Source organism: Microbacterium gawkjiense, assembly GCF_031932225.1.
GTDB lineage: Bacteria > Actinomycetota > Actinomycetes > Actinomycetales > Microbacteriaceae > Microbacterium > Microbacterium gawkjiense.
In genome coordinates, this window is sequence record NZ_JAUZVV010000001.1 from 1,633,188 (window position 1) to 1,658,526 (window position 25,339).

22 protein-coding genes are annotated in these 25,339 nt (G+C 70.8%); 13 read left to right on the forward strand and 9 right to left on the reverse strand.

Annotated features, from left to right (window positions below; all coding sequences use genetic code 11):
- Nucleotides 1–11 precede the first annotated feature (11 nt).
- From Q9S71_RS07870 to Q9S71_RS07895, 6 genes are all read left to right on the forward strand, one after another.
- Nucleotides 12–1,676 (forward strand): glycerol-3-phosphate dehydrogenase/oxidase, encoded by a 1,665-nt coding sequence (locus Q9S71_RS07870; protein WP_311861570.1) that lies wholly within the window; start codon nucleotides 12–14, stop codon nucleotides 1,674–1,676.
- A 19-nt stretch (nucleotides 1,677–1,695) separates the two neighbouring features.
- On the forward strand, nucleotides 1,696–3,186 hold the full coding sequence (locus Q9S71_RS07875; RefSeq protein WP_311861573.1) for an FGGY-family carbohydrate kinase: 1,491 nt from the start codon (nucleotides 1,696–1,698) through the stop codon (nucleotides 3,184–3,186).
- Nucleotides 3,183–5,111: an SDR family NAD(P)-dependent oxidoreductase gene (locus tag Q9S71_RS07880; protein ID WP_311861574.1), complete on the forward strand. Its 1,929-nt coding sequence runs from the start codon at nucleotides 3,183–3,185 to the stop codon at nucleotides 5,109–5,111. The genes Q9S71_RS07875 and Q9S71_RS07880 overlap by 4 nt, the downstream gene beginning before the upstream one ends.
- Before the next feature lie 121 nt (nucleotides 5,112–5,232).
- Entirely contained in the window at nucleotides 5,233–5,403 is a 171-nt protein-coding gene (locus Q9S71_RS07885) for a CsbD family protein (RefSeq protein ID WP_064003284.1), read from the forward strand.
- A 189-nt stretch (nucleotides 5,404–5,592) separates the two neighbouring features.
- Nucleotides 5,593–6,744, forward strand: a complete 1,152-nt coding sequence (locus Q9S71_RS07890) for an acyltransferase family protein (RefSeq protein ID WP_311861577.1) — start codon at nucleotides 5,593–5,595, stop codon at nucleotides 6,742–6,744.
- 55 nt (nucleotides 6,745–6,799) lie between these two features.
- The gene (locus Q9S71_RS07895; RefSeq protein ID WP_311861579.1) at nucleotides 6,800–8,617 is read left to right on the forward strand and encodes a sensor histidine kinase; all 1,818 of its coding nucleotides are present in this window, start codon (nucleotides 6,800–6,802) and stop codon (nucleotides 8,615–8,617) included.
- Between the two features lie 17 nt (nucleotides 8,618–8,634).
- On the opposite strand, the gene Q9S71_RS07900 is transcribed toward Q9S71_RS07895, so the two are convergent.
- The 3 genes from Q9S71_RS07900 to Q9S71_RS07910 all read right to left on the reverse strand — a co-directional run bounded on the left by Q9S71_RS07900 (nucleotide 8,635) and on the right by Q9S71_RS07910 (nucleotide 12,044).
- Nucleotides 8,635–8,778 (reverse strand): hypothetical protein, encoded by a 144-nt coding sequence (locus Q9S71_RS07900; RefSeq protein ID WP_197471646.1) that lies wholly within the window; start codon nucleotides 8,776–8,778, stop codon nucleotides 8,635–8,637.
- Nucleotides 8,779–9,099: 321 nt separating this feature from the next.
- Nucleotides 9,100–10,650 (reverse strand): GMC family oxidoreductase, encoded by a 1,551-nt coding sequence (locus Q9S71_RS07905; protein ID WP_311861581.1) that lies wholly within the window; start codon nucleotides 10,648–10,650, stop codon nucleotides 9,100–9,102.
- Nucleotides 10,651–10,667: 17 nt separating this feature from the next.
- A complete protein-coding gene (locus Q9S71_RS07910; protein ID WP_311861584.1) occupies nucleotides 10,668–12,044 on the reverse strand; it encodes an alpha/beta fold hydrolase in 1,377 nt (458 codons plus the stop codon).
- A gap of 236 nt (nucleotides 12,045–12,280) precedes the next feature.
- On the opposite strand from Q9S71_RS07910, the gene Q9S71_RS07915 reads away from it, so the two are divergent.
- Complete coding sequence (locus Q9S71_RS07915; protein WP_311861588.1) at nucleotides 12,281–13,174, forward strand: SDR family oxidoreductase; 894 nt, start codon at nucleotides 12,281–12,283, stop codon at nucleotides 13,172–13,174.
- Between the two features lie 3 nt (nucleotides 13,175–13,177).
- Here the strand turns inward: Q9S71_RS07915 and Q9S71_RS15115 are convergent, their stop codons facing one another.
- Both Q9S71_RS15115 and Q9S71_RS07925 read right to left on the reverse strand, forming a co-directional pair.
- Nucleotides 13,178–13,330, reverse strand: a complete 153-nt coding sequence (locus tag Q9S71_RS15115) for a Ppx/GppA phosphatase family protein (protein WP_422880338.1) — start codon at nucleotides 13,328–13,330, stop codon at nucleotides 13,178–13,180.
- A gap of 272 nt (nucleotides 13,331–13,602) precedes the next feature.
- Nucleotides 13,603–15,192 carry a cellulase family glycosylhydrolase gene (locus Q9S71_RS07925; RefSeq protein ID WP_311861590.1) on the reverse strand — a complete coding sequence of 530 codons (1,590 nt, stop codon included), beginning with the start codon at nucleotides 15,190–15,192 and terminating at the stop codon, nucleotides 13,603–13,605.
- A gap of 120 nt (nucleotides 15,193–15,312) precedes the next feature.
- On the opposite strand from Q9S71_RS07925, the gene coaA reads away from it, so the two are divergent.
- The gene (gene coaA / locus Q9S71_RS07930; RefSeq protein ID WP_064003280.1) at nucleotides 15,313–16,260 is read left to right on the forward strand and encodes a type I pantothenate kinase; all 948 of its coding nucleotides are present in this window, start codon (nucleotides 15,313–15,315) and stop codon (nucleotides 16,258–16,260) included.
- Between the two features lies 1 nt (nucleotide 16,261).
- Here coaA and Q9S71_RS07935 read toward each other — a convergent pair whose 3' ends face one another.
- Entirely contained in the window at nucleotides 16,262–16,723 is a 462-nt protein-coding gene (locus tag Q9S71_RS07935; RefSeq protein ID WP_311861592.1) for a VanZ family protein, read from the reverse strand.
- A gap of 150 nt (nucleotides 16,724–16,873) precedes the next feature.
- On the opposite strand from Q9S71_RS07935, the gene Q9S71_RS07940 reads away from it, so the two are divergent.
- Entirely contained in the window at nucleotides 16,874–18,658 is a 1,785-nt protein-coding gene (locus Q9S71_RS07940; protein ID WP_311861594.1) for a hypothetical protein, read from the forward strand.
- A gap of 67 nt (nucleotides 18,659–18,725) precedes the next feature.
- On the opposite strand, the gene Q9S71_RS07945 is transcribed toward Q9S71_RS07940, so the two are convergent.
- Nucleotides 18,726–19,223 carry a CAP domain-containing protein gene (locus Q9S71_RS07945; RefSeq protein WP_311861595.1) on the reverse strand — a complete coding sequence of 166 codons (498 nt, stop codon included), beginning with the start codon at nucleotides 19,221–19,223 and terminating at the stop codon, nucleotides 18,726–18,728.
- 162 nt (nucleotides 19,224–19,385) lie between these two features.
- On the opposite strand from Q9S71_RS07945, the gene glmS reads away from it, so the two are divergent.
- Complete coding sequence (gene glmS, locus Q9S71_RS07950; RefSeq protein ID WP_311861597.1) at nucleotides 19,386–21,236, forward strand: glutamine--fructose-6-phosphate transaminase (isomerizing); 1,851 nt, start codon at nucleotides 19,386–19,388, stop codon at nucleotides 21,234–21,236.
- Between the two features lies 1 nt (nucleotide 21,237).
- On the opposite strand, the gene Q9S71_RS07955 is transcribed toward glmS, so the two are convergent.
- Nucleotides 21,238–21,813: a hypothetical protein gene (locus Q9S71_RS07955; RefSeq protein WP_311861599.1), complete on the reverse strand. Its 576-nt coding sequence runs from the start codon at nucleotides 21,811–21,813 to the stop codon at nucleotides 21,238–21,240.
- A 221-nt stretch (nucleotides 21,814–22,034) separates the two neighbouring features.
- Between Q9S71_RS07955 and Q9S71_RS07960 the strand changes: the two genes are divergently transcribed.
- Nucleotides 22,035–23,345 carry a UDP-glucose dehydrogenase family protein gene (locus tag Q9S71_RS07960; RefSeq protein ID WP_311861601.1) on the forward strand — a complete coding sequence of 437 codons (1,311 nt, stop codon included), beginning with the start codon at nucleotides 22,035–22,037 and terminating at the stop codon, nucleotides 23,343–23,345.
- Nucleotides 23,346–23,373: 28 nt separating this feature from the next.
- Here Q9S71_RS07960 and Q9S71_RS07965 read toward each other — a convergent pair whose 3' ends face one another.
- Entirely contained in the window at nucleotides 23,374–24,189 is an 816-nt protein-coding gene (locus Q9S71_RS07965; protein WP_311861603.1) for a CPBP family intramembrane glutamic endopeptidase, read from the reverse strand.
- A gap of 116 nt (nucleotides 24,190–24,305) precedes the next feature.
- Here Q9S71_RS07965 and Q9S71_RS07970 point away from each other — a divergent pair, with 116 nt between their 5' ends.
- Together Q9S71_RS07970 and Q9S71_RS07975 are read left to right on the forward strand one after the other, a co-directional pair.
- Nucleotides 24,306–24,893 carry an arsenate reductase/protein-tyrosine-phosphatase family protein gene (locus tag Q9S71_RS07970; protein ID WP_311861605.1) on the forward strand — a complete coding sequence of 196 codons (588 nt, stop codon included), beginning with the start codon at nucleotides 24,306–24,308 and terminating at the stop codon, nucleotides 24,891–24,893.
- Between the two features lie 85 nt (nucleotides 24,894–24,978).
- On the forward strand, nucleotides 24,979–25,335 hold the full coding sequence (locus tag Q9S71_RS07975) for a holo-ACP synthase (RefSeq protein WP_064003272.1): 357 nt from the start codon (nucleotides 24,979–24,981) through the stop codon (nucleotides 25,333–25,335).
- The last annotated feature ends 4 nt before the right edge of the window (nucleotides 25,336–25,339 follow it).

Genomic DNA, 25,339 nt, shown 5'->3' on the forward strand with positions numbered 1-25,339 from the left:
TGAGGACACCCATGCCCACTCTGCACACCCACAGCGCACCACGCACCGCCGACGTCGTCGTCATCGGCGCCGGCATCAACGGACTCGCCATTACCCGCGAGATCGCGGCCCGTGGACTCGACGTCGTGATGATCGATCAGGACGACATCGCGGCGCGAACCTCCGCGATCTCGACACGGCTCATCCACGGCGGCCTGAAGTACCTGCCGCGATTCGAGATCCCGCTGGTGTTCGAGTCGATCCGCGAGCGCGACATCCTGCTGCAGAGTGCCCCGCACCTCGTCCGGCCGTACCCCATGCTCATTCCTTTCGCGAAGTGGAACAAGACGCCCGGGTGGCTGATGTCGTGCGGCCTCATCGTCCACGACGTCCTGGCCCTCGGCAAGAAGCTGCCGCTGAACCGCATCGTCTTCTCCCGTCGCCTCCGGCGCGAGTGGCCCTCGGTCGCCAAGGCAGGCGTCAAATGGGGCGGCCTGTTCCAGGACGCGCACGTCCCCGTGACGGAGCGGTTCGCCGTCGAGATCGCGATCGACGCGAGCGCCCGCGGTGCCACGATCCTCACGCACACGCCCGTGACAGGGCTCCTTCGAGACGCGAGGCGGGTCGTCGGGGTCACCTACCGCGACCGGCACACCCACGAGACGCGCGAGCTGCGTGCGCCCGTCGTCATCAACTCGGCCGGCCCCTGGGTCGACGCCGTGCTCGACCTCGCGGGAGACCACCCCCGGAAGATCGGGCCGACCAAGGGCAGCCATCTCGTCGTCGACGCCTTTCCCGGCGCGCCCGACACCTGCATCTTCTTCGACTCGCCCGAGGACGGGCGTCCGATGTTCGTGCTGCCCTGGTGGGACGGCAGGTTCATGATCGGCACCACCGACCTGCCCTACGACGGCTCCATCGACGACATCGCCATCGACGAGGTCGAGGTGGACTATCTGCTCCGCTCGGCGAACACGATCATCCCCGACGCATCCCTCACCCCGGACGACGTCCTCTGGTCGTACTCCGGCGTGAGGCCCCTGCCCTACGTCGCCGACCTCACCGACCCGTCGTCCGTGTCGCGCGACAGCGACATCATCGAGCACGAGGGCGACGAGCGCGGCCTCTTCACGATCATCGGCGGCAAGTACACGACGCACCGCGCCCTCGGCGAGCAGACCCTGCGCAAGGTCGAGGACGCGCTGGGCCTGCGGCACCAGCCGTCGCCCACCCGCACCTCGCGCTTCCCCGGCGCCCCGGCCACCGACATCGCGACCTTCACGAAGCGGTTCGCCGACCGCAGCACCCTTCCCGCCGCCGTCGCCACGCGGCTCGCCTCGGTGTACGGGACGCTCGCCAGGCCCATCGCGGAACTGGCCGCATCCGATCCGGCACTCGCCGAGGTGATCGACCCCGAGACCGGCGCGATCGCCGCCGAGGTCCTCTACGCCGTCCGCGAGGAGGGCGCGTTCACCCTCGAGGACGTCCTCGTCCGGCGCACGGTCATCGCTTTCGGGAGCGACGTCGGGCTCGCGGCGTCGTCGGCCGCCGCCGCCGTGCTGGTCGCCTACGCGGGGTGGAGCGAGGCGCACGCCGACGCCGAGGTGGCGCGCTACCGTGAAGCAGCTCGGCGTTTCATGCCGCGGGCCCTGCGAGGCGACGAAGCCGCAGACCAGGTCCCCGCCGGAACGCTCTGAACCCGGGAGAACGAGCATCATGAACAGCTGCGTGATCGGCATCGACGTCGGTCTCACTTCGGCCAAGGCGGCCGCCTTCGATCTGCAGGGCAACGAGATCAGGACGGTGTCGTCGCCCAACCCGCGCGTCGCGGTGTCGCGCGAGCGGCAGGAGATCGACATGGACGCGCTCTGGAGCGTCGTCGCCGACGTCTTGCGGGATCTCACCGAGCATCTGCAGCGCGAGGGATGGCGCGTCAGTGGTGTCGGAGCGACGGGCCACGGCAACGGCCTGTACCTCGTCGATGAGGACCTGCGGCCCGTGCGGACCGCCATCGCGTCGACCGACAGCCGGGCGGAGCAGATCGTCGCTGCGCTCTCGCCGGCCGAGGTGGAGCGCGTCCGTCTGCTGACCGGATCGCTCCCGTGGGCGGCGCAGCCCGCCGTGCTGCTGCGGTGGCTGCAGGACAACGAGCCCGAGACCCTCGGCCGGGCACGGTGGGCCCTCACCTGCAAGGACTGGTTGACCGCCTGCCTCACCGGATCGCCGAGTGCGGATCTGTCGGATGCCTCGGGGTGCGGTCTCGTGAACCTGCGGTCGCGCGAGTACGAGCCGGCCGCGGTCGAGATGCTCGGCCTGCCCCGCGGCATCCTCGACATCTTCCCCGCCCTGCACTCCTCCGACGCGGTCGTCGGCACCGTGACCGCCGCCGCCCGCTCGGTCACAGGGCTGCCCGAGGGCGTGCCCGTCGTCGCCGGCTGCATGGACTGCGTCGCCAGCCCGCTGGGTGCGGGATCGACGGCGAAGGGCGACGTCACCGTCATCGTCGGGACCTGGGCGATCAACAGCGTCGTGGTGCCCGCGGACGCCGTTCCGCCGCGAGTGACGATCAACGCGCTGCTGCCCGACAGCGAGCTCATGCTCGCCATGGAGGTCGCCCCGACGTCGGCGGCGAGCATCGAGTGGGCCTCGAGCATCCTCGGTGCGCGCGCGACGCTTCCGGTGACGCCCCGCGTTCTGCTGGATGCGTGCCCCGCGGCGCCGCCCCTCGCCGACGGCCTCCTCTTCCTGCCGTTCATCCACGGCGCCCCGGAGCACCTGGGCGCCTCGGGCACGTTCCTCGGGATCAAGGGGAGTCACACGTTCGCGCACGTGGCGCGTGCGGTCGCCGAGGGTGTCACGCAGTACCACCGGGTGCAGATCGAGAAGGTCGGCGCGTGCGGCGCCGAGGTGGCGAGCGGGCCGTGGACGCTGGCAGGCGGAGGCGCCAAGAACGCGCAATGGGCTCAGATGTTCGCGGACATCCTCGATCACCCCATGCGCCGTCAATTGGGAACCGAGCTCGGCGCGCGCGGAGTCGCATCCCTCGCGGCCCGGGGGATCGGTGTCGACATGTCGCCGTGGCAGGTGTCGCCAGACCCCGCGCTCGTGGTCTCGCCGGGCACGTGCCGCGACGCCTACCGTGAGCAGGCGGCTCGGTTCGACCGAGTGCTGTCGGCCATGGGCGCCGTGTGGGAGGTCTCGGCATGAGGGCGACCTCGGACGCTCACCGCCGCGACCTCGACGACATCGTCCGCGTGAGCCGCGAGCTGGGTGCGGACCCGTCGTTCGTGCTCCACGGCGGCGGGAACACCTCGATCAAGACCGTCGGACGCGACGTCACCGGCACGGACGTGGACCTCGTCCTCGTCAAGGGCAGTGGCTGGGACCTCGGCACGATCGAAGCCGCGGGCTTCGCGCCCCTGCGTCGCGCCCGGCTCGACGAGCTCCTGCGGCTCGACGAGCTCGACGACGTGACGATGGTCAACGAACTACGGCAGGCATCCCTCGACGCATCCGCTCCCACGGCCTCGATCGAGGCGTTGCTGCACGCGTACCTGCCCGGCACGGCGGTACTGCATTCGCACGCCGACGCCATCGTCGCGCTGACGAACCGCGACGTCGACGACGCCGAAATCGGCGAGATCCTGGGTGAGCGGGTTCTCGTGCTCCCGTACGTCATGCCCGGGTTCCCGCTGGCGCGGCGGATCGCCTCGACGGATGTCACGGGTGTCGACGCCGTCGTCCTCCGCAATCACGGACTGTTCACCTTCGCCGACGACGCGGATGCCGCTCTCCGCCGCCATCGCGAGCTCGTCGCCCGTGCCGCGTCGGCGACGGGAGTGGCGCAGTGGGGCGACCCGGGCGAGCTCCTCGACCGGGAAGGCGATGTCGTCGGGCTGGCGGAGCTGCGTCGCGCCGTGTCGGATGCGGCGGGGCGGCCGATGCTCCTGCGCCAGTCCGCCAGCGCACGAGGAGCCGAGGTCGCGACGCGGTCCGGTCTCGACGCGTCCACCGCGCGCGGGACGGCGACTCCCGAACACGTCCTCTACACGAAGCGGTCGCCGCTGCTGGGACGCGACGTCGAGGGCTACGCGGCCCGCTACCGCGCCTATGTCGACCGCCACCGGCACCACATCGAGGGGATGACGGAGCTGGACCCCGCCCCGCGGGTCGTCCTCGACAGGGAATGGGGGCTGCTCGTCGCCGGCGAGACCGTGCGCGACCTCCGCGTCGTCCACGACGTGACGCTGCACACATTCGACGTCGTGGACGCCGCCGACCGGCTCGGCGGATACAGCTCATTGAGCGAAGAACTCACCTTCGACATCGAGTACTGGTCGCTCGAACAGGCCAAGCTCACCGGTAAGAAGCGCTCGCCGCTCACCGGCGAGGTGGCCCTCGTCACCGGTGCCGCGTCGGGTATCGGCCGCGCCGTCGCCGCCCATCTCCTGCAGCGCGGCGCCGCCGTGGTCGGGGTCGACCTGAACCCGGGCGTGGTCGACGCCTTCGACGGCGACGCCTGGCGCGGTGTCGTCGGCGACGTGAGCGACGCCTACATCATCGATGCCGCCGTCGAGACGGCGGTCCGCGACTTCGGGGGAGTCGACATCGTCGTGGCCGCAGCGGGCATCTTCCCGGCCAGCGCGCCGGTCGCCGACCTGCGGGACGATGAGTGGGACCGCGCCCTGCGCATCAACGTCACGGCCGTCGCCCGTCTGGCGCGGAGCGTCCACGCGCTGCTGGCGCGATCGCCGCGAGGTGGTCGGCTGGTGCTGGTGTCGACGAAGAACGTCGCCGCGCCCGGGCCGGGTGTCGCGGCGTACTCCGCGAGCAAGGCCGCCGCCGCGCAGCTCGCACGCGTGCTGGCGCTGGAGTGGGCGTCCGACGGCATCCGCGTCAATCAGGTGGAGCCCGACGCCGTCTTCGACACGAGCATCTGGACGCCCGAGCTGCTCGCGGCCCGCGCCGCGGAGTACGGGCTGTCGGTCGAGGAGTACCGCACCCGCAATCTGCTCGGGGCGGAGGTCACGAGTGCGGCGGTCGCGGAGGCGGTGGGGGTGTTCTGCGAGATGCTCCCCGTCACCACCGGCGCCCACCTCAGTGTCGACGGCGGCAACGACCGCGTGATCTAGCCGACCCCGCGTAACCCATCTCGCGCGAAAGCGCCAGCGGGTCGCTCGAATCGGCGGCGGTTCGTACGCTGCTGATCTCGGGACGTACCGCTCTCGGGAAGATCGACGGAAGGACCAGATCATGGGACTCGACGACAAGATCAAGAACGCCGCACAGGACCTCACGGGCAAGGGCAAGGAAGCTGCCGGCAAGGCGAGCGACAACGAGCGCCTCGAAGCCGAAGGCCACCAGGACCAGACCGAGGCCAACCTCAAGAAGGCCGGCGAGAACGTGAAGGACGCGTTCAAGTAAGCCTCCCTCCACCGAACGCCCGGGCCCGCCACGGACCCGGGCGTTCGGCATCCCACCCCGCATCCGACGACTCACAGACGGATGCCGGGGCCCGCGACACCCGTTCACGTACACTTCACTCGACGTTCTCCCCGACGTGACGCGTGATCTCCCCCCTCCACGGCCGTCGGCGGGCGCCTCGGGAGATCCATGAAACGGCTGACATCGCTCGACGGTCTGCGCGGACTCGCCGCGCTCATCGTCCTCGTGCACCACATCATGCTGACGTTCCCCCGGTTCGCCGAGCCCTACCTCGAGGGCCGCGCCCAGAACGGCCTCCCCGAGCTCCTCGCTTACACGCCCCTCCACATCTTCTGGGACGGCGCGGGGGCGGTCTTCATCTTCTTCGTCCTGAGCGGCGTCGTGCTCACCCTGCCCGTCCTCAAGCAGGGGCGCGACTTCTCGTGGGTCGGCTACTACCCGCAACGACTGCTGCGTCTCTACCTTCCGGTGTGGGCGGCGATCATCGTCTACCTCGGGTGGGTGCTGATCATCCCGCGCGACCGCGGCATGGAAAGCGCCTGGCTCGACATCACGAGCAAGCCGGTTAGCCCCGAAGCGATCTGGGGCGACGCGACCCTGCTCTTCGGCACCGGCGACCTCGTCAGCCCGCTCTGGTCGCTGCAGTGGGAGATCGCGTTCTCGTTCCTGCTGCCCGTCTTCGTCTTCCTCGGCGTCCGGTTCGCCCGGTACAACTGGATCCTCGCGATCGCCGCCATCGTCGGCATCGGCGTCTCGGCATCCCTCGGCAACCGTGCGCTCGTGTACCTGCCGATGTTCCTCATCGGCGTCGTCATCGCCACGTGGCTGCCGACCATCCGCGCGTGGAAGCCGAGCCGCGGCACGCAGGCGCTGCTCCTCCTCGCCGCACCGATCCTGCTCGTCTCGCCGTGGCTCATCCGCCCGTTCGAGTCGCTCCGCTTCCTCGTGAAGCCGTTCGACGCGGTCACCACCATCGGCGCCGTCGTCGCCGTGATCGCCGCGATCGTCGTCCCGATCTTCCGCCGCTTCCTCGAGAGCCGCGTCATGCAGTGGTTCGGGCTCATCTCGTTCAGCCTCTACCTCGTGCACGAGCCCGTCGTGATCTCGATGGCGCACCTGTTCGGCGACCAGAACCTGCGCATCGCCGCCCTCGTCAGCGTCGTCCTGTCGATCCCGCTGTCGTGGGTGTTCTTCAAGATCGTCGAGGTCCCGAGCCACAAGCTGTCGCGTCGCGTCGGCGACTTCGTCCGCGCCCGCATCAAGAAGCGTCCGCAACCCCACGCCCCCATCGCCCCCGACGTCCACGCGCACCGCGCCTGACCCCTCGCTAGACTGACGCCCGGGCCGACCCGGGCCCGCTGGGGAAAGACGAAACATGGCCGGGGGAGATCCCGCACCCGTCGTTCGGCGACGCATCGGTCTCGGCGCTCACGTGTGGTGGGATGCCGTGACCAGCGGTGCCTTCTTCTCGCCCGCGGCGCTGTGGATCAGCATCCTCATCACGGTCACGGTCCTCGCCCCGTTCCAGCACATCGACGAGGGCGCCGGGGTGGCCCACGTCGTGTCCGTCGGATTCCTGGGGTGGGCGGCGCTCGCGGTGCTGCTCGTCCCGGTCGCCCTCGCCGAGCGGCGACTGCGCCGCGCGTCGCACCGCGGCATCCTCGTCCTCACCGCGGTCGCGGTGGCCGCCGGCATCCGCCCGTTCGTCAACGAAGCCATCTACGTCGGGCTGTACGACGGGGTGCCCGACTTCGACGGGATCGGAGCGCGCGTCGGGTCGAACGTGTTCGTCTGGCTCGCCGGCCTGTCGATCATCGCGATGACGGTGCGGTCGATCGAGCTCACCCGCGGTTCGCGCCGGCGACTCACCGAGGCGATCGCGGCGCTGACCGCCGGTCGCCGGCGTCTCGCCCGGTTCGAATCCGAGAACCGTGCCGAGCTCGCTCCGCTCGTCTCGCGACTGCGTCGCCGCCGCGACGAGATGCTCGCCGGGACGATCGACTTCGCCGCGGTCCGCGCGTACTCCGAGGAGGTGCGCACCGCGAGCCACCGTCTCGAGGAACGCGCCGGGCTCGACCTGCGCGCCGTCGAGGGCGGCACCGGCGAGCACGTCATCGAGCCGCCGTCCCGGTCGGCGCTGACCATGCTCCGCCCCGCGCCGTACCTGCTCACCGGCTTCGTCTTCCTCGTCGGCGCCGCGCCGTACGCTTATGAGTCGAACGGACCGTGGGCGGCGCTCGCCGCGATCCTCGCCGGTGCGCCGGTGACCCTCGCGGCCGACGCCGTCATCCGGTGGCTCGCCCGCGGCAAGGCCCCCGCGCGACGCGGACGGATCCTCGTCGGCGTGTGGCTCGCAGCCGGCGTCGCGATGACCGTGGTCGCGTGGGTCATCCTCGGACCGGCCGACCCGACCCGCTTCGTGCCCCTCATCTCGCTGCCGCTCGTCGCGCTCGCGCTCGCCGCGTGCACCGACGCGATCGCCCGCGCCGCCGACAGCGCCCATCGCCTCGAAGCGGTGCTGAGCCTCGTCGCCCGCACCCTGACCGCGAAGACCGCGTCGGCCCGCCGCCCGCTGCGGAACGCGGCGCACGTGCTGCACGGGCGGGTGCAGGGGCGGTGCGTGCTGCTCGCCGCGGCCGCCGACGAGTGGGAGCTCACGCCCGACGACATTGAGACGTTCCGGCGAGAGACGGATGCCGCCTTCGACTCGATCCTCGCGTTCATCGCCGAGACGGATTCGGCCGCGCTCGAGGGAACCCTGCAGGGAGCGCACGAGGACCTCTTCGAGCTCGTCGCGACGTGGCGGACGGTGCTCGGGGTGTCGAGCGAGATCTCGCCCGAGGCGGTCGACGCGCTGCAGGACCCGGCGCTGTCACGCCGCGTCGCGACCGTCGTGAACGAGGGGTTCGTCAACGCGATCAAGCACTCCGAGGCGAAGGAGGTGTGGCTGTCGATCGACGTCGTCGACGGTGCGCTGCTCGTCCGCACGTGGTCGCGCGGAGTGCTCGACCGCCGGCCCGCGGTGGGTCCCGAGCTGCGCGGCATCGACGTGCTCGGCGTCGGGTCGCGCATCTACCAGCGCGACGACGTCGTCGTGCTCGAGGTGCCGGTGCCGCTCAGCCCTGGGCTCGCCGTCGCGTCCGCGCCGGTTCGGCGGCCGTGGTGGACGACTCGGGCGTCGCGCGTCGGCTGAGGATCAGTACTCGGGGATCAGTACTCGAGCAGCGCCGCGACGACCAGCGCGAGCGCGCCGAGAGCGACCACGACGAGCACGGCATACGCCCACCGGGGCAGGCCCGGCGGCTTCGGAGCAGACCGTTTGCGACGGCGACGGGTCGACGAGCGAGCTGACATCAGGTTCCTCCCCCAGAGCGGTCATATTCGCACACATGCATTTCGTCGCCGTTAACGGGACCCTGCGGGTTGGGGGCTGGTGTCGCCGCGTTGCCGCGTTCGCGGATGCAATGGATGCCGGGCGACACGCGGCATCCTGCGGTCGGGGGTCGGCGTGTCGGGTCGGATCTGTTGCATCCGTGAACGCCGGTGGATCGGCGTCTGGGGAGGCCGCCGTTCGCGGATGCAATGGATGCCGGGCGACGCGCGGCATCCTGCGGTCGGGGGTCGGCGTGTCGGGTCGGATCTGTTGCATCCGTGAACGCCGGCGACCGGCCGACCTCAGCGCGCGGCGAGCATGAGGTCGGCGGTCCGCAGCGATAGGGCCATCTGCGTCAGTGCCGGGTTCGCGGTCAGCGCGCTCGGGAACGTCGAGTTGTCGCAGATCCAGAGGTTGTCGACCTCGTGGGAACGACCGGATGCGTCGACGACGCCGTCCTTGGGGTCGTCGCTCATGCGCGCGGTCCCGAGCGTGTGGCACGAGCGCTGCGTGACCCGCGTGCTGCGCGCCCCCGCCGCCCGCAGGATGCGCTCCATGACGGCCACGCCGTGCCGGTCGATGGCCCGCTCGTTCTCTCCCTGCGAGAACGAGATCTCGGCGCGCGGCATCCCGTCCTCGGCGAGTTCGTCGCTTAGCGTCAGCGCGTTGCGGTCGTCGGGCAGGCACTCGCCGTTCATGCCGACACCCGCGCTGTACGGGTACTCCTCGACCGCCGACATGAGCTCCTCGCCCCACAGCCCCGCGCCGCGCACGAGCTGCGTGCCAAAGTTCAGCGGCATGACGCCGAGGCTCTGCAGCAGGTATCCGCCCACGAAGTCGGCATCCGCGGGGCGCACGAAGTCCTCGCTGATGATCGACGACGGGTAGCCCCGGTATGCGCGGATCGGCTCGTCGAACCGGCCCCACACCTGTACGCCGCCGTGCGCCATGAACCCGCGCCCCACGACGCCGTTCGCGTTGCCGACCCCGGTGTGCAGCAGCAGCCGCGGCGTCTCCACGCCGCCCGCCGCCAGCACGAGCGCGGCGCACCGCTGCCGCCGCTCGACCCCGCCCGAGCGGTACACGACCGCGGTCACCCGGCCTGCGGCATCCCGTTCGATCCCGTGGACGAATGCGTCCGGGCGCACCTCAGCACCGGCCGCCACGGCGGCGGGGAGGTACGTGTTCGCGGTCGTCGCCTTCGCGCCGAACCGGTCACCCTGATGGATGTCGCCGTTGTCGAGCGTCGCCGACCGCACGCCGAAGTGCGGCTGATCGCGGTCGCGCGTGAGGATCGCGGCCGGGCCGTCGGTCGCGGTGATACCGAGTGCGTCGCAGCCGCGGATCATCACGTCGGACGACCCGTTGCGGCGCACCGGGGGATAGGCGTACCGGCGCGACGGATCCCACGGGTAGTGCGCGGGACCGCTCACCCCGATGTCGGACTCCACCCGCTCGATGTAGCGGATCAGCTCGGCGTGATCGATCGGCCAGTCCCGGCCCTCGCCGGTCTCCGAGCGCAGCCGCAGGTCGCGGGCATCGGGCCGCGGCGTGAACGCACCCCAGTGCAGCGTGCTGCCGCCGACCCCGTAGCCGCTGTTGTTCGGTCCGAACGCCGTCGGGTCGGCGCCGCCGCTCAGCCGGTCCGACATCCAATTGATCTTGGTGGACTCCAGCTCGTCGGGCGTGAACTCGGCGGGCGCGAAGTCCGGCCCCGCCTCGAGCGCCACGACCCGCAGCCCCGCCTGCGCCAGCCGTGCGAGCAGCGGAGCACCGCCGGCGCCCGTGCCCACCACGACCACGTCGACGACCTCGTCCAGTTCGAACCTCTGCATGCCCGGGTGATCGGTCACCCGGCGATGATCGCCGGTCACGCGGCATCCTCCACCACTGTCTGGCCGAGCTCGCTCGGCTCCCACGTCTCTCGTCCTCCGGCCGCGATGGTCGCCCATCCCGCCGGCTGTTGCGCCGTACCGCCCACCGCGAAGCCGTCGAACCCGATGCGCGCAAGGGATGCCGGGTGGGCGAGCCACATGCGCAGCAGATCGTTGCGGGCATCCTCGAACCACGAGCGGATGCCGTCGGCCCCGAGTCCGTCCGCGGCGATCCCGTCAGTGATCAGCCTCACGATCAGGTGGCGCTGCTCGGCGAGGCCCGTCGGCCACACCGCCGCGATCGCGTCGAGGCCGCGCGCGTACGCGATCGGGTCTGCGGGGGAGCCCAGCGGGCGCCAGCCGTCGGTGCCGCCCTCGGCGAGCATGTCGTCGATGCGCGTGGCAAGATCGATCGTCCCGCCCTCGCCCTGCGGCACCAGCAGCGACGCGAGCGCACGGAGCGTCTGAATCTGCGCGGGGTTCAGCGAGCGGGCAGCGCGGCCGCGGTCGTCCGCGATCGCGCGGCGCGCGAGGGTTCGACGCACGGCGACGTCGACCCGCGTCGACGCGATGACGCGCCCCCATTCCGCCGGCACCACCGGAGCCGCGGCGCGGATCGCATCCCACGTCTCGGCGAGCACAGCGGCGACCCGCTCGGGGGTCTCGTAGGGCAGCAGATGACCGACACCCGGCATCTGCTCGACACGGGCACGGGGGTAGACGTCGGCGATCAGATCGGGCTGCGCGTCGGCGCCGAGCGACTCGTCGGCATCGCCCGCCAGCACCACGACGGGCAGGTCGAGCACACCCACGAGCCCGGTCGCGTCCTCGAGGCTGCCCGCGGTGAGCCAGTCACGCCAGGCGGATGCCGGCTGTCGCACGACCGCGTCGACGGCGGCCTCGTGCACCTCGGTGGACAGCGGGGCGGTGACGTTCGCGGCGACGAAGGCCGCGGCATCCTCCCGCGACAGGTGGTCACCCTGCGCGGTCGCCAGCATTTCGGCGCGCTTGTCGTCGGGCATCGGTTCGGGCGTCGGGGGAGAGGGGGCGAGCAGCACGGCGCCCGCGAGCCCGAAGACCTGCTCGGTGCCGGCCAGCACGCGCGCCATGACACGGGCGGCGACCTTGCCTCCCAGGCTGTGCCCGCACACGAGGAACGGGCCGCCGTCAGCCTCGGCCGCGATCCGTTCGAGCGCGGTGTCGGCCAGGTCGTCGACGGATGCCGCGCGCCCTTGATCGAGCAGGTCGATGCCCACGACGCGGAGTCGCGGATCGGCCGCCGCCGCGATGGCGCCGGCGGATGCGGCATCCAATCCCAATCCCGGCAGGAAGAAGACGGTGCACTCGTGAGGGGGGTTCGCAGCGCTCGGCACGGGACAACCCTAGGAACGCGGCCGACCTTCCTCGCCTGCTTGCGCACCCGCCGGGGAGGTGCGATCATCCCCGCGGGGTGCGCCGGATTCGGAGATCTGCCTCGGATTCGGACCAGACACCGCTCGCCGATCCGTCTCCGGCCTCAACCTCCGAAGCCGACGCGGCCTCCTGTCACCGGAAGCCGCCGCTGGCAAGGGGCAGAACGGATGCCGCGCCTCGACCTACCGTGGCGAGCATGACCGACCAGTACACGTTCGACAACCCCGTCACCCGCTACGCCCGCGTCGAGCCGCCCGTGCAGCACCAGCCGGAGCCCGGCGTGCAGGCGCGGATGACGCCCGTCCCCGACCTGGGCGAGCACACGTACCGCGGCTCCGACCGGCTGCGGGGGCGCAAGGCGCTCGTCACGGGCGGCGACTCGGGCATCGGCGCGGCGGCGGCGATCGCGTTCGCGCGCGAGGGCGCCGACGTCGTCATCGTGCACCTGCCCGACGAGCAGGAGGATGCCGATCACGTCCTGCAGGTCATCGCCGACGCGGGCGTCCGCGGTCACGCGATCATCGCCGATATCAGTGACCGTGAGCAGTGCCGTGAACTCGTGGCCGAGGCCGCGGAGTTCCTCGGCGGCATCGACATCCTCGTCAGCAACGCGGGGAAGCAGGTCGCCGTCGACCGTGTCGAGGACCTCTCCGACGATCAGTTCCGCACCACGTTCGAGACCAACGTCTTCGCCTTCTTCTGGATCGTCAAGGCCGCCCTCGTGCACATGCCTCCCGGGGCATCCATCATCAGCACCGCCTCGCTCGAGGCCTACAAGCCCGCGCCCGACCGCCTCGACTACGCGGCGACCAAGGCGGCGATCAACAACCTCTCGAAAGGTCTCGCGCAGCAGCTGGCGCCCCGCGGCATCCGGGTCAACGTGGTCGCTCCCGGCCCGGTGTGGACGGCCCTGCAGGTGAGCGACGGGGTCTCGGACGAGCAGATGCGCGCGTTCGACGAGGAGAACGAGTACAAGCGCGCCGGACAGCCCGCCGAGATCGCGCCGGCATTCGTCTTCCTCGCCTCGGCGGAGTCGAGCTACGTCTCGGGCGAGACCCTCAACGTCAACGGCGGCATGGTCACGCCCTGACGGTCAGACGCCCGGCGCGTTCCAGCTGAGCGACTCGATGTAGCGCAGCAGCACGCCTTCGCGCAGCGCCCACGGCGACACCTCGAGCTCGTTGACTTGCAGCGCGGTCATCGCGGTGTGCAGCACGACCGCACCCGCGACGCGCGGCAGCACCATCCGCTCGGTGCCCGCCCACCCCGGCGGGGTAGCCGACGAGCTTCAGTGGGGACGGATGCCGCAACCTCCGCAGCTCGTCGCGCCCCGGCGGCGAGCTCCAGGGAGCCGCCGCCGATGTCTGCCCGGCCGACCAGCCGAACCAGCGGCGCACGGCGAGCGAGGTGAACCGGGCCCCGGCGCGGCCAGCGGGCGTCCCCGGGGTGGACATCGGCGACCAGCAGGTGGACGGTGTTCGAGCCGATGTCGAGGACTCCGAGGCGCACGATGTGAGGCTAGCGACTGGCAGAGAGCGACAGCTTCGGCTTTGTGGGCGGCTGCGGCGCGCTCAGGATGACGCCGACGTCGACGCGCGCCCCGTTGGTGAGGTTGGCGACACCCCACTCGGAACCGCGGCACGTGACGCGTGCCGACGACGAGCCGGCCCCTGCGACGGCGCACGACATGCCCCACGCGTTGTCGACCGCGCTCGCTCCCGGAGATGCCCAGGAGGCGGTCCACGACCGCACCTTGCCGGTGGACGGCGCGGTCAGCGAGAGGCCGACCTGGTACTTGCCCTGCCACGCACTCGTCACGGTGAGCGTGGCCGACACCCCGTTCGACGAGGCGCTCGATGTTCCACCGACCGCGGGGGGCTGGGACGGCTGAGGCTGCGATGGCTGCGGTTGTGGCTGCGAGGGTTGCGACGGCTGCGGCCGCGGCGACGGCGACGCCGGATACGGCACCTTCTTCGGCGTCAGGATCGGCTTCAGCGCCGCGAGCTTCGTCTTCTCGCGGGTGTACCAGTCGTCCTTCAGCAGGCCGCCGGTGTCACCGCTGTTCGGATTGAACGACCAGTACCCCCAGCTCATGCGCCGGTCCTTCAGGTAGGCGACGAGCTTCTTCATCCATGCCTTGTCGGACGCGCTCTGCAGCTTCGTCCCGAACTCGCCGACGAAGACGGGGGCGATGTTGTCCCGCGAGATGTAGCCCCACTGCTTGTGCCACACCGAGGTCAGGTTCGACGGATAGTTCTTCGCGGAGAACCAGGTCTGATTGAACACTGAGGCGGGGTACTCATGCGGCGAGTAGACGACGCGGTTCTTCACCTTCAGGGTGACGGGCTTCTTCTTCACACCGGTGAGGTTGCCGCCCCACCAGGAGTTGCTGCCGTCGGCGCCGTACTGGACGCCCTCGACGATCATGAGCAGCTTCGGGTTGACGGTGTGGATGGCATTGCCCGCCCGCATCGCCGCGGCGCGCCAGTCGCGCGAACGCACGCCGCACCCCCAGCACGCGGTCCCGCTCGGTTCGTTGTGCAGGTCGAAGCCGAAGACCGTCGGCTCGTTCTTGTACCGCTTAGCGAGCGCCTTCCAGTCCGAGATCCATTTCGCCTCGGAGTAGCGCGCGGTGTACCAGAGCGCGGACTGCGCGTCCGAGCCCGGGCGGTGCCGGTCGAGGATCACGCGCAGCTTGTATTTGCGCGCCGTCGCGACGACGGCATCCATCACCTTCAGCGTCGAGGCGCCCGCGAGCTTCGGGTTGAGGGCCGTGTTCACCGACCCGACGGACTTCTTCGCCAGGCACTCGTTCGAGAACGGCACGCGGACGGTGTTGAACCCCATACCCGCGATCTGCGCCATGCCCTGATCGAGCGAGATCGACCACAGTCCGTGGGGCGCGCAGGTCTCGGTCTCCATGCCGAACCACGATGTCGCGCGGATCGTGAACGTCTTGCCGGTCGAGACGTACTGGATCTTGTTGCCGTTGGTCTTCAGCCACGACAGCGGGGCCGTCGCGGCATCCGCCGTCGTCGGTGTCGCGGCGATGCCGAGGGATGCCGCGAGCACGAGCGCGGTCGCGACCGCCAGCACGCGTCGGAACATGGAAAACCCCCGTCGAGAGCGGCAGAATCGCCGCGTCGGAACACCGGATCTCAGGGTACGGCACGCGGACCCGCACGCGCGCGCGTAAGGGGCGACGGCGGCACGGCTAGAGTTGCCGCAATGTCCCCCGACGAGACGCCGACGACGAACGATTCGTTGTACCGCGAGATCCCCCGTGCCGAATGGGCGCGGATGGCCGCCGGCATGGAGCAGCCCCTGACCGAGACCGAGGTCGTGCAGCTGCGCGGCATCGGCGACCGCCTCGACATCACCGAGGTGCGCGAGGTCTACCTGCCGCTGAGCCGGCTGCTGTCCCTGTACGCCTCGGCGACCAAACGGCTCGGCGCCGACACGGCGGAGTTCGTCGGCGAGAACGACGCCACGACGCCGTTCATCGTCGCGGTGGCGGGATCGGTCGCGGTCGGCAAGTCGACGGTCGCCCGACTGCTCCGCGAGCTGATGAGCCGCTGGCCGGGTACCCCGCGGGTCGAGCTGGTGACGACCGACGGCTTCCTCTACCCCAACGCCGAGCTCGAACGCCGCGGGATCATGGACCGCAAAGGCTTCCCCGAGTCGTACGACCGCCGCGCGCTCGTCGAGTTCCTGCTCGCGGTGAAGTCCGGCGAGGCAGAGGTGAAGGCGCCCTACTACTCGCACATGCGGTACGACATCATCCCCGACGCCCAGGTCACTGTGCGCCGACCGGACGTCATCATCGTCGAGGGGCTGAACGTCCTCGCCTCGGCGCCCAACCCGCACGACATCGCCGTCAGCGAGCTGTTCGACTTCTCCATCTACGTCGATGCCGACCACGACCACATCGCGCAGTGGTACGTGAACCGCTTCCTCGCCCTCCGCGAAGCGGCGTTCTCGAACCCGAACTCGTTCTTCAAGGTCTTCGCCGACATCTCCGACGACGAGGCCGTCACACGCGCGCTCGGATACTGGAACGAGATCAACCTCCCCAACCTGGTCGAGAACGTCGAACCCACCCGTCACCGTGCGAGGCTCATCCTCCGCAAGGCCGCGGACCACACCGTCGAGACGGTGCGCCTGCGCAAGCTCTGACTCAGGCGCGCCGCATCCGGCGCCTCAGGGCGAGCACCAGCATCCCGATACTCGCTCCGGTCACGTTCGCGACGATGTCGAGCACGCTCGGCACCCGGTGGCTGAGCAGCAGCGCCTGCCCGCACTCGATCGTGACGGTCGCGACCAGGGCGATCGGCAGCACGAGTTCGGGCGAGCGGCGCAGGATCAGCGGCAGCAGCACTCCGAACGGCACGAACAGGGCGACGTTGGCCGCGAACTCGACGCGGGGTCGCGTGATCGCGGGCAGGCGCCGCGAGAGTGCGTCGATCAGCGGGGCGACATCGGCGTCGACGGGCGTCGGCCAGAACGCGATGACCGCGAGCAGGAGCAGGTACCCCGCCAGGACGAGCACGGGGACGGATGCCGGCGGTCGCCGCGCCCGCGCGGGAAGCGGCGGGCGGGGCGGCGTCCCCGGCGGCAGCGGGGGCGGGGTGTCGGGCATCGGTCCTCCTCGGGGGTGACGCGACGCTGCGACGTGAGCGCGAGTCTACGGGCCGCGCGGGCTCACATCGTGATGAAACACCACGGCCTCCCCCCGCTCTGCTAGGTTGCGGCCAGGGGTCGTGGGGATCCCTGGATTCTGGGGAGAACAATGAGCGTTTCAGCGCGCAAGATCAGGGGTTTCCGGGCCGCCGCGGTAGCGATCGCGACAGCCCTCGTCGCATCCGTGCTCACGTTGGGCGGCGGATCGGCAGCGACCGCAGCAACGGTGTCGGAGGTGGAGCCGAACAACGAGATGGCGGCCGCCAACCTCATCGCGTTGGGTGACACGGTGTCGGCTTCGTCGTTGACGGCGTCCTACTACGACGACGACTGGTACGCGGTCGACATCCCGCAGGCGGGGAGGGTGACGTTCGATGTGCGATTCCCGCGGAATCTCACGGGTCATGCGTACGACTTCGAGGTCTATGACGCAGCCGGCGATCAGAGATACGCGTTCGACCTCAACGCTCTCGACTACGACGGCAAGGCGCTTCGTGACTCCGCCACGTACCTGTCCGCGGGGCGCGCGTTCATCCACGTGTACGGCAGGAACAATCGTGACAGCTGGGGCGCGTCCTACTCCCTGTCGGTGACCTCGAAGGCGGGGTACGTCGAGACGGAGGGCAACGGCGAGCAGGCCGCGGCGGATCTGATCTCGCTCGGCAAGACCGTGTCGGGTTCCTCGTTGACGGCGTCCTACTACGACGACGACTGGTACGCGGTCGACATCCCGCAGACGGGGAGGGTGACGTTCGATGTGCGATTCCCGCGGAATCTCACGGGTCATGCGTACGACTTCGAGGTCTATGACGCAGCCGGCGATCAGAGATACGCGTTCGACCTCAACGCTCTCGACTACGACGGCAAGGCGCTTCGTGACTCCGCCACGTACCTGTCCGCGGGGCGCGCGTTCATCCACGTGTACGGCAGGAACAATCGTGACAGCTGGGGCGCGTCCTACTCCCTGTCGGTGACCTCGAAGGCGGGGTACGTCGAGACGGAGGGCAACGGCGAGCAGGCCGCGGCGGATCTGATCTCGCTCGGCAAGACCGTGTCGGGTTCCTCGTTGACGGCGTCCTACTACGACGACGACTGGTACGCCGTTCGGGTCCCCTCAGCCGGGCCCCTCGTCGTCGACTTGCGCGGTCCCCGCGGAACGAGCGGCAGCACGTACGACGTCGAACTGTACGACGCCATCGGGAACAGTCTCTTCAGCGCGGATCTGGACAGCGTCGTCAACACCGGATCCTGGCTCGCAGCGCAACGCGTGACGGCACCGAAGGGGTACGTCTACCTGCGGGTGTACAGCCGGAACAACCGCATGACGTGGGGCAAGACGTACACCCTCACCATCAGCCAGAAGCTCGCGAAGACGCCGACGCCGAGCATCTCCGGATCGCCCCGCGTCGGGAAGGCTCTGACGGCCGAAGCCGGCACGTGGGCACCGTCTGGCGTGAAGGTCTCGTACCAGTGGCTCCGCAACGGCAAGCCGATCGCGAAGGCGACGTCGTCCACGTACAAGGTCGTCGCTGCTGATGCGGGAACATCCCTCTCGGTCCGAACGACAGGCTCCAAGTCCGGCTACGTATCCGTGACGCGCACCAGCAAGGCCGTCAAGCCGCTGTACTCCTTCACGACAGCCCCCACCCCGACGATCTCCGGCTTGGCAACCGTGGGCAAGAAGCTCACGGCGAAGCCCGGTACGTGGGCCCCCGCGACGGTGACCCTCTCGTACCGATGGCTTCGCGACGGCAAGGCGATCAGTGGCGCGGTGAAGTCGACCTACACGCTCACGAAGGCCGACAGAGGAAAGAAGATCAGCGTCGAGGTGACGGCCACCAAGAAGCTGTATGCCACGACGAGCAAGACGAGCAAGCCGATCACGGTGCGGTGACGTCTGAGAACGGCCGGTGTCCCGCTCGAAACGCCGGCCGTTCTCCCGGCACCGCAGCGCGCGCCCGTCACCGCGCCGGGTAGTACCCGAACACCTGCGTGTAATAGGGGAGGCCCTTCGACGAGCACGCGACGCCGATCCCGATGCGGTTGTACGAACCCAGGATGTTGGCGCGGTGACCCGTCGATCCCATCCACGCGGCGGTCACCTTCTGCGGGGTGTACCCGAAGGCGACGTTCTCACCCGCGCGGGTCCATCCCTTCGGGATCTGCGATGCGTAGTACGGGTTGTGGCTCATCCGGTTGGCGGCGGCCTGCTTGCCGGACCAGTTCACCGCGACGGTCGACATCGCCGAGTTCAGCGACAGGGCGGACTTGCCCTTCGCCTTCCGGGCGGCGTTCACGTCGGCGAGGATCCGCTTCTGCACAGCGGACTGGGTCGTTCCGGTGCAGGACGTCGACACGGCCGCCGACGCCGTGCCGGCGGGCAGCACGGAGAGGGCGAGCGCGAGGGCTGCGGTGAGGGCGAGCGCCGACCGTCGTCGGACGCGAGGGGATGCGGACATGGGGACTCCATCGTGTGGGGGCACGGCCGCGCTGGGGACGCGGAAGTCCATAGGTACCAAACGCATGTTTCGGGCACCACCCCTTCGCCGTTGCCGACGGCGACGCGCCCGGCGCCCCGCCGAGGGGCGGAGTCCCAGCCGCCCGCACCTAGCATGGAGCGCATGTGTGGAATCGTCGGATACGTGGGGCCTCGGGACAGCCAGGCCATCCTCCTCTCGGGTCTCGCCCGTCTCGAGTACCGCGGCTACGACTCCGCCGGCATCGCCGTCATCGACCGCGAGGGCGACCTCGACATGCGCAAGCGCGCCGGCAAGCTCCAGGTGCTCCGCGACGACCTGACTGCGCACCCGATGGCCGACGGCACGACGGGCATCGGCCACACGCGGTGGGCCACGCACGGCGGACCGACCGACGTCAACGCGCACCCGCACCTCGCCGACGACGGCAAGCTCGCCGTCATCCACAACGGCATCATCGAGAACTTCGCCGAGCTCAAGGCCGAGCTCCTCGCCGAGGGTTACACGTTCCGCAGCGAGACCGACACCGAGGTCGCCGCCGTCCTGCTCGGGCGGGAGTTCGCGGCATCCCACGATCTGGTCGCCGCCTTCCGCGCCGTCGTCGCCCGCCTCGAGGGGGCGTTCACGCTGCTCGCGATGCACCAGGACCAGCCGGGCCTCGTCGTGGGCGCGCGTCGCAACTCGCCGCTGGTGATCGGGCTCGGCGAGGGGGAGAACTTCCTCGGCTCCGACGTCGCCGCCTTCGTCGAGCACACCCGCAACGCCCTCGCGATCGGGCAGGACCAGATCGTCGCCATCACGCCGCAGGGCGTCGAGGTCACCGACTTCGCCGGGGGCACCGTCGAGGTCGAGCCGTTCGAGGTCGTCTGGGACGCGTCCGCCGCCGAGAAGGGCGGCTGGTCGTCGTTCATGGCCAAGGAGGTCTCGGAGGAGCCCGAAGCCGTCGCGAACACGCTCCGCGGCCGACTGCACGAGGGTGCGGTCGTCATCCCCGAGCTCGACGGCCTCGACGACCTGTTCCTCGGCATCAACCGCGTCATCGTCGTCGCCTGCGGCACCGCCGCGTACGCCGGGATGGTCGGCAAGTACGCGCTCGAGCAGTGGACGCGCGTGCCCGTCGACGTCGAGCTCGCGCACGAGTTCCGCTACCGCGACCCCGTCATCGGCCCCGACACCCTCGTCGTCTCGATCTCGCAGTCGGGCGAGACGATGGACACCCTCATGGCCGTCAAGTACGCCCGCGAGCAGGGCGCCAAGACGCTGTCGATCTGCAACACGCAGGGCGCGACGATCCCGCGCGAGTCCGACGCGATCGTCTACACGCACGCCGGTCCTGAGGTCGCCGTCGCCTCGACGAAGGCGTTCGTCGCCCAGATCACCGCCCTTTACCTGCTGGCCCTGCACATCGGACGCGTCCGCGGGTCGCTGGCGACGGAGGTCGCCCGCGACGCGGTCGCCCAGCTCGAGGCCGTCCCGGCCGGCATCGCACGGGTCCTCGAGACCGAGCAGGAGCACATCGAGCAGTTCGCGCGGTGGATGGGCGACACCCAGTCGGTGCTCTTCCTCGGCCGTCACGTCGGGTACCCGATCGCCCTCGAGGGTGCACTGAAGCTCAAGGAGCTCGCCTACATCCACGCCGAGGGGTTCGCGGCCGGCGAGCTCAAGCACGGCCCGATCGCGCTCATCGAACCCGGTCAGGCGGTCTTCGTCATCGTCCCGTCGCCGCGGGCCTCGCGCGAGCTGCACAAGAAGGTCGTCTCGAACATCCAGGAGATCCGCGCCCGCGGCGCTCGTGTGATCGCCGTCGCCGAAGAGGGGGATGCCGCCGTCCTCCCGTTCGCCGACGAGGTGCTCCGCATCCCGCTCGCCGGTCCGCTCTTCGAGCCGCTGCTCGCGGTCGTGCCGCTCCATATCTTCGCGATGGGTCTCGCCACGGCGAAGGGCCTCGACGTCGATCAGCCGCGCAACCTCGCGAAGTCCGTCACGGTCGAGTGAGTCAGGCCGGGTTCCGTCCCGGCCCGAACGACGCGTTCCGCGCCTCGTCGACCCAGGCGCGCAGCTGCCACGGCGCGAACCGGAACAGCCGCGCGACGTCCGCCTGCGCATACCCCGCCTCGAGCACGGCCGCGACCGCGAACTCCTGCATCGACCCGAAGTCCCGACCGGCGAGCGGACCGGTGCGGAGGTCCCGGAAGCTCCGCGGCGTCGCCGGTCCCGCGGGAGCGCGCGGCGTCGCGGCCGGGGCCGGCGACCCCTCGTAGGGCACCGAGATGACGTAGCCCGGAACGGGACCGGCCGCCGGCGTCGGTTCCGGCGGCTGCTGCCGGGTCGGCGCATACGGCGCGTACGGCCACGGCTGCGGGGGCGCCGCCGGCGCGGCATCCGGCTCCCACACCTCCGGCATCTCGAGCGGCTCGTAGCCCGGCGGCGGCGCGGCCAGGAGGTGCGCGTCTGGCCAGAGGAGCGAATGATCCTCGGGGGCGACGCGGTCGTCGGGCGTGTACGCGGGCGCGTCGGTGTGCGCAGGCGGAGGTGATCCGGCCTGTGAGGCGCCTTCTGCGGAGGTGCTCATCGTGACGTCCTCTTCGGGTGAGGTGATGTCAGAACTCGGAAGTGATGGTGAGGTTGCGCTCACGATAGCGACAGGTGCCCTCGGCGTCACGTGTCGGACCCGGCCCGTCCACACGATCCGCACGCGCGACGACACGGCGGCGAAAAAACATCGTGACCGGAATCTGGTAGACACGACCGGGGCGTCGACGACACGGCGTTCGTTGTGGAGGGACTTTTTCAATGCGACTTTCTGTCATCGGATGCGGCTACCTCGGCGCCGTGCACGCCGCGGCCATGGCCTCGATCGGCCACGAGGTGGTCGGCATCGACGTGGATGAGCGCAAGATCGCGTCGCTCGCCGCGGGGGAGGCGCCGTTCTTCGAGCCCGGCCTGTCCGAGATCCTCTCCGAGGGCATCGCCTCCGGTCGACTGTCCTTCTCGACCGACTTCGCCGCCGCCGCGGGCGCGGCCGTCCACTTCGTCGGTGTCGGCACGCCCCAGGTCAAGGGCGGCTACGCGGCCGACCTGACCTACGTCAACGCGGCCGTCGACGCGCTCCTCCCGCACCTGTCCGAGGGCGACATCGTCGCGGGCAAGTCGACGGTTCCCGTCGGCACCGCCGCATCCCTCGCCCCCCGCGTCAGCGCGACGGGCGCGACCCTCGTCTGGAACCCCGAGTTCCTGCGCGAGGGGTTCGCCGTGCAGGACACGATCGACCCCGACCGCCTCGTCGCCGGTGTCCCCGCAGGTGACGAGGGCGAGCGCGCCACCCAGGTGCTCCGCGAGGTCTACCACCCGTCGATCGCGAAGGGCACGCCCTTCATCGTGACCGACTACGCGACCGCCGAGCTCGTGAAGGTGTCGGCGAACGCGTTCCTCGCGACGAAGATCAGCTTCATCAACGCGATGGCCGAGATCGCCGAGGTCGCCGGTGCCGACGTCACGATGCTGGCCGACGCGATCGGCCACGACGCCCGCATCGGTCGCCGCTTCCTCGGCGCCGGCATCGGGTTCGGCGGCGGCTGCCTGCCGAAGGACATCCGCGCCTTCTCCGCCCGCGCGGAGGAACTCGGCCGCGGTGAGTCGGTCGCGTTCCTGCGCGAGGTCGACGAGATCAACATGCGTCGCCGCGAGCGCGCCGTCCAGCTCGTCCAGGAGGGCCTCGGCGGCGAGGTCTACGGCAAGAAGGTCACCGTGCTCGGCGCCGCCTTCAAGCCGCACTCCGACGACATCCGCGACTCGCCGGGGCTCGACGTCGCCGTCCGGCTGCACGGGCTCGGCGCGAACGTCACTCTCACCGACCCCGAGGCCATCGAGAACGCCCGTCGCCAGCACCCGCAGCTCACCTACGTCGCCGACCGCGACGAGGCGCTGACGGGCGCGGACGCCGTCATCCTCGTCACCGAGTGGGACGAGTACCGTCGCGAGCTCGCCCCCGAGCATGCGGCATCCCTCGCCACCGGCCGCGTCGTCGTCGACGGCCGCAACGCCCTCGACCCCGCCGCGTGGCGCGCCGCCGGCTGGACGTACTACGGGATGGGCCGCCCCTGACCGACGCGCTGCGCTCCGGCGGGTGGTGTCACTGCCCGCCGGAGATCGCCGCGCCGGCCGCCATCAGGAGCAGCGCCGTCGCGTTGTAGACGATGTGCGCGAACACGGCCCCCCAGACGCGACCGGTCAGGATGACGAGGGTCGCGCAGACGAGGCCGACGGCGCCCACCGAGAGGGACTCGCCGAGCGGCAGCGAGCCGTCGACGACGTGGATGAGGATGAAGCTCGCCGTCGAGACGAGGACCGCCGCGACCGCCGCCGCCGCGCGACCCGCGGTGCGACGGAGGAGCCCGTACATCGCGACGAGGATGACGGTGCGGAAGAAGAACTCCTCGACCACCGGGCCGACGAGCCCCGACGGGATCGCCTCGGTCAGCAGCCACGACGAGGTGAGGTTCGCGGACGGGAACGGGCGGGCCGCGGCATCCGACACCCATCCCTCGATCACCCGCAGGCCGAGGCCCAGAGCGAGTCCGTGGATCAGGTCCGCGCCGCGCACGCGCAGCAGCCCGGCCGGGCGTCCTCGGCGGAACGCCACCACGACGGGGATCAGCATCCCGACCCACAGGATCGCCGTCGAGACCAGCGGCGCCGACGGGGACCGCCACAGCAGCTGCACGAGCGAGCCGGCGAAGATCGCCGCGCCCAGGCTGAGCAGCGCGATGACCAGCAGGCTGCCGTTCCAGGGGCGCACCCCGGTGCCGCCGAGGCGCCAGTCGGTGCGGCGCCGGCGACGGCCGCGGCGGCGCCGCTCGTCGCCGTCGGGGCGGTGCTCGGGCTCGGCGATCGGGGTCTCCGCCTCCGCCGCGGGGGACGAGGGGCCGTCGCTAAGCTGATCCTGCACGGGCCTACCGTATCGGGTGCCCGTCCGCGTCCCACCCCCGCGCCACCGTCCCGCCGAGCACTGAGGGGGAGACTCGGGCGAGGGCGAGTCGCGGCATCCGTCTCGAAGGGCCCCGCGTGATCCACATCCTCACCGTCTGCACGGGCAACATCTGCCGCTCGCCGCTCGCGGCGCTCGTCCTCGAGCAGCGCCTCGCGGACCTCGGCGTGGCGGCGACGAGCGCGGGCATCCGCGCACGTGAGGGAGTGCGGATGCCGGTCGAAGCCGCCGAGCTCGCGATCGCCCGCGGCGTGCCCGCCGACCGGATCGCGGCCCACGGATCGCGGTACCTGACCGAGCCGATCCTGCGAGGCCCCGACCTGGTGCTCGCCATGGACCGCGACCACCGGCGCGCGGTGGTCGAGCTCGCCCCGGGGCAGCTGCGGACCGCGTTCACGATCCGTGAGTTCGAGCGCCTCGCCGCAGCGACCCCCGACGAGGCGCTGCGGGCCGGTGCCGTCGGCGCGGAGCCGCGGGACCGCCTGCGCGGCGCGCTCGCCGTCCTGTCGGGGCAGCGCGGTCTCGTCCTCCCGCCCGCGGATCCCGCCGACGACGACGTGGTCGACCCCTACGGCCGCTCCCGCGAGACCTACGCACGCTCCGACGCGCAGCTCTCGCCCGGTCTCGACGCCGTCGAGCGCGTCGTCCGCCTCGCCGTCGGCTGACGCCACCCGCCGCCACTCCGCCGACGCGCAGCCGTCCCCGGATATCCTGATCTGATGCCGTAGAGCGCGGCGAGGGGGAGGCGGCATGATCATCGGCATCGGCGTCGACCTCGTCGACATCCCGCGCTTCGAGGCGTCGATCGCCCGCACCCCGAAACTCATGCAGCGCCTGTTCACGCCCGCCGAGCAGACCCTCAAGCCGCACTCGCTCGCCGCCCGCTACGCGGCGAAGGAGGCGCTCATCAAGGCGCTCGGCGGCTCGGACGGCGTGCACTGGACCGACATCGAGGTGGCCTCCGAACCTTCGGGTCGCCCCGTCTTCGCGCTGTCGGGCGAGACCGCCGTCACCGTCGCCGACCGCGGCATCACGACCGTGCATCTGTCGCTCTCGCACGACGCGGGACTCGCGACGGCCTACGTCGTCGCGGAGGCGGGATCGTGACCCG

Coding starts and splice junctions, on each gene's coding strand:
- Q9S71_RS07895 (WP_311861579.1), top strand. CDS start 6,800: ATGGCCGGGGGAGATCCCGCACCCGTCGTTCGGCGACGCATCGGTCTC.
- Q9S71_RS07935 (WP_311861592.1), bottom strand. CDS start 16,723: ATGCCCGACACCCCGCCCCCGCTGCCGCCGGGGACGCCGCCCCGCCCG.
- Q9S71_RS07960 (WP_311861601.1), top strand. CDS start 22,035: ATGCGACTTTCTGTCATCGGATGCGGCTACCTCGGCGCCGTGCACGCC.
- Q9S71_RS07880 (WP_311861574.1), top strand. CDS start 3,183: ATGAGGGCGACCTCGGACGCTCACCGCCGCGACCTCGACGACATCGTC.
- Q9S71_RS07915 (WP_311861588.1), top strand. CDS start 12,281: ATGACCGACCAGTACACGTTCGACAACCCCGTCACCCGCTACGCCCGC.
- Q9S71_RS07975 (WP_064003272.1), top strand. CDS start 24,979: ATGATCATCGGCATCGGCGTCGACCTCGTCGACATCCCGCGCTTCGAG.
- Q9S71_RS07885 (WP_064003284.1), top strand. CDS start 5,233: ATGGGACTCGACGACAAGATCAAGAACGCCGCACAGGACCTCACGGGC.
- Q9S71_RS07875 (WP_311861573.1), top strand. CDS start 1,696: ATGAACAGCTGCGTGATCGGCATCGACGTCGGTCTCACTTCGGCCAAG.
- Q9S71_RS07955 (WP_311861599.1), bottom strand. CDS start 21,813: ATGAGCACCTCCGCAGAAGGCGCCTCACAGGCCGGATCACCTCCGCCT.
- Q9S71_RS07925 (WP_311861590.1), bottom strand. CDS start 15,192: ATGTTCCGACGCGTGCTGGCGGTCGCGACCGCGCTCGTGCTCGCGGCA.
- Q9S71_RS15115 (WP_422880338.1), bottom strand. CDS start 13,330: ATGGTGCTGCCGCGCGTCGCGGGTGCGGTCGTGCTGCACACCGCGATG.
- Q9S71_RS07940 (WP_311861594.1), top strand. CDS start 16,874: ATGAGCGTTTCAGCGCGCAAGATCAGGGGTTTCCGGGCCGCCGCGGTA.
- Q9S71_RS07945 (WP_311861595.1), bottom strand. CDS start 19,223: ATGTCCGCATCCCCTCGCGTCCGACGACGGTCGGCGCTCGCCCTCACC.
- Q9S71_RS07900 (WP_197471646.1), bottom strand. CDS start 8,778: ATGTCAGCTCGCTCGTCGACCCGTCGCCGTCGCAAACGGTCTGCTCCG.
- coaA (WP_064003280.1), top strand. CDS start 15,313: ATGTCCCCCGACGAGACGCCGACGACGAACGATTCGTTGTACCGCGAG.
- Q9S71_RS07890 (WP_311861577.1), top strand. CDS start 5,593: ATGAAACGGCTGACATCGCTCGACGGTCTGCGCGGACTCGCCGCGCTC.
- glmS (WP_311861597.1), top strand. CDS start 19,386: ATGTGTGGAATCGTCGGATACGTGGGGCCTCGGGACAGCCAGGCCATC.
- Q9S71_RS07870 (WP_311861570.1), top strand. CDS start 12: ATGCCCACTCTGCACACCCACAGCGCACCACGCACCGCCGACGTCGTC.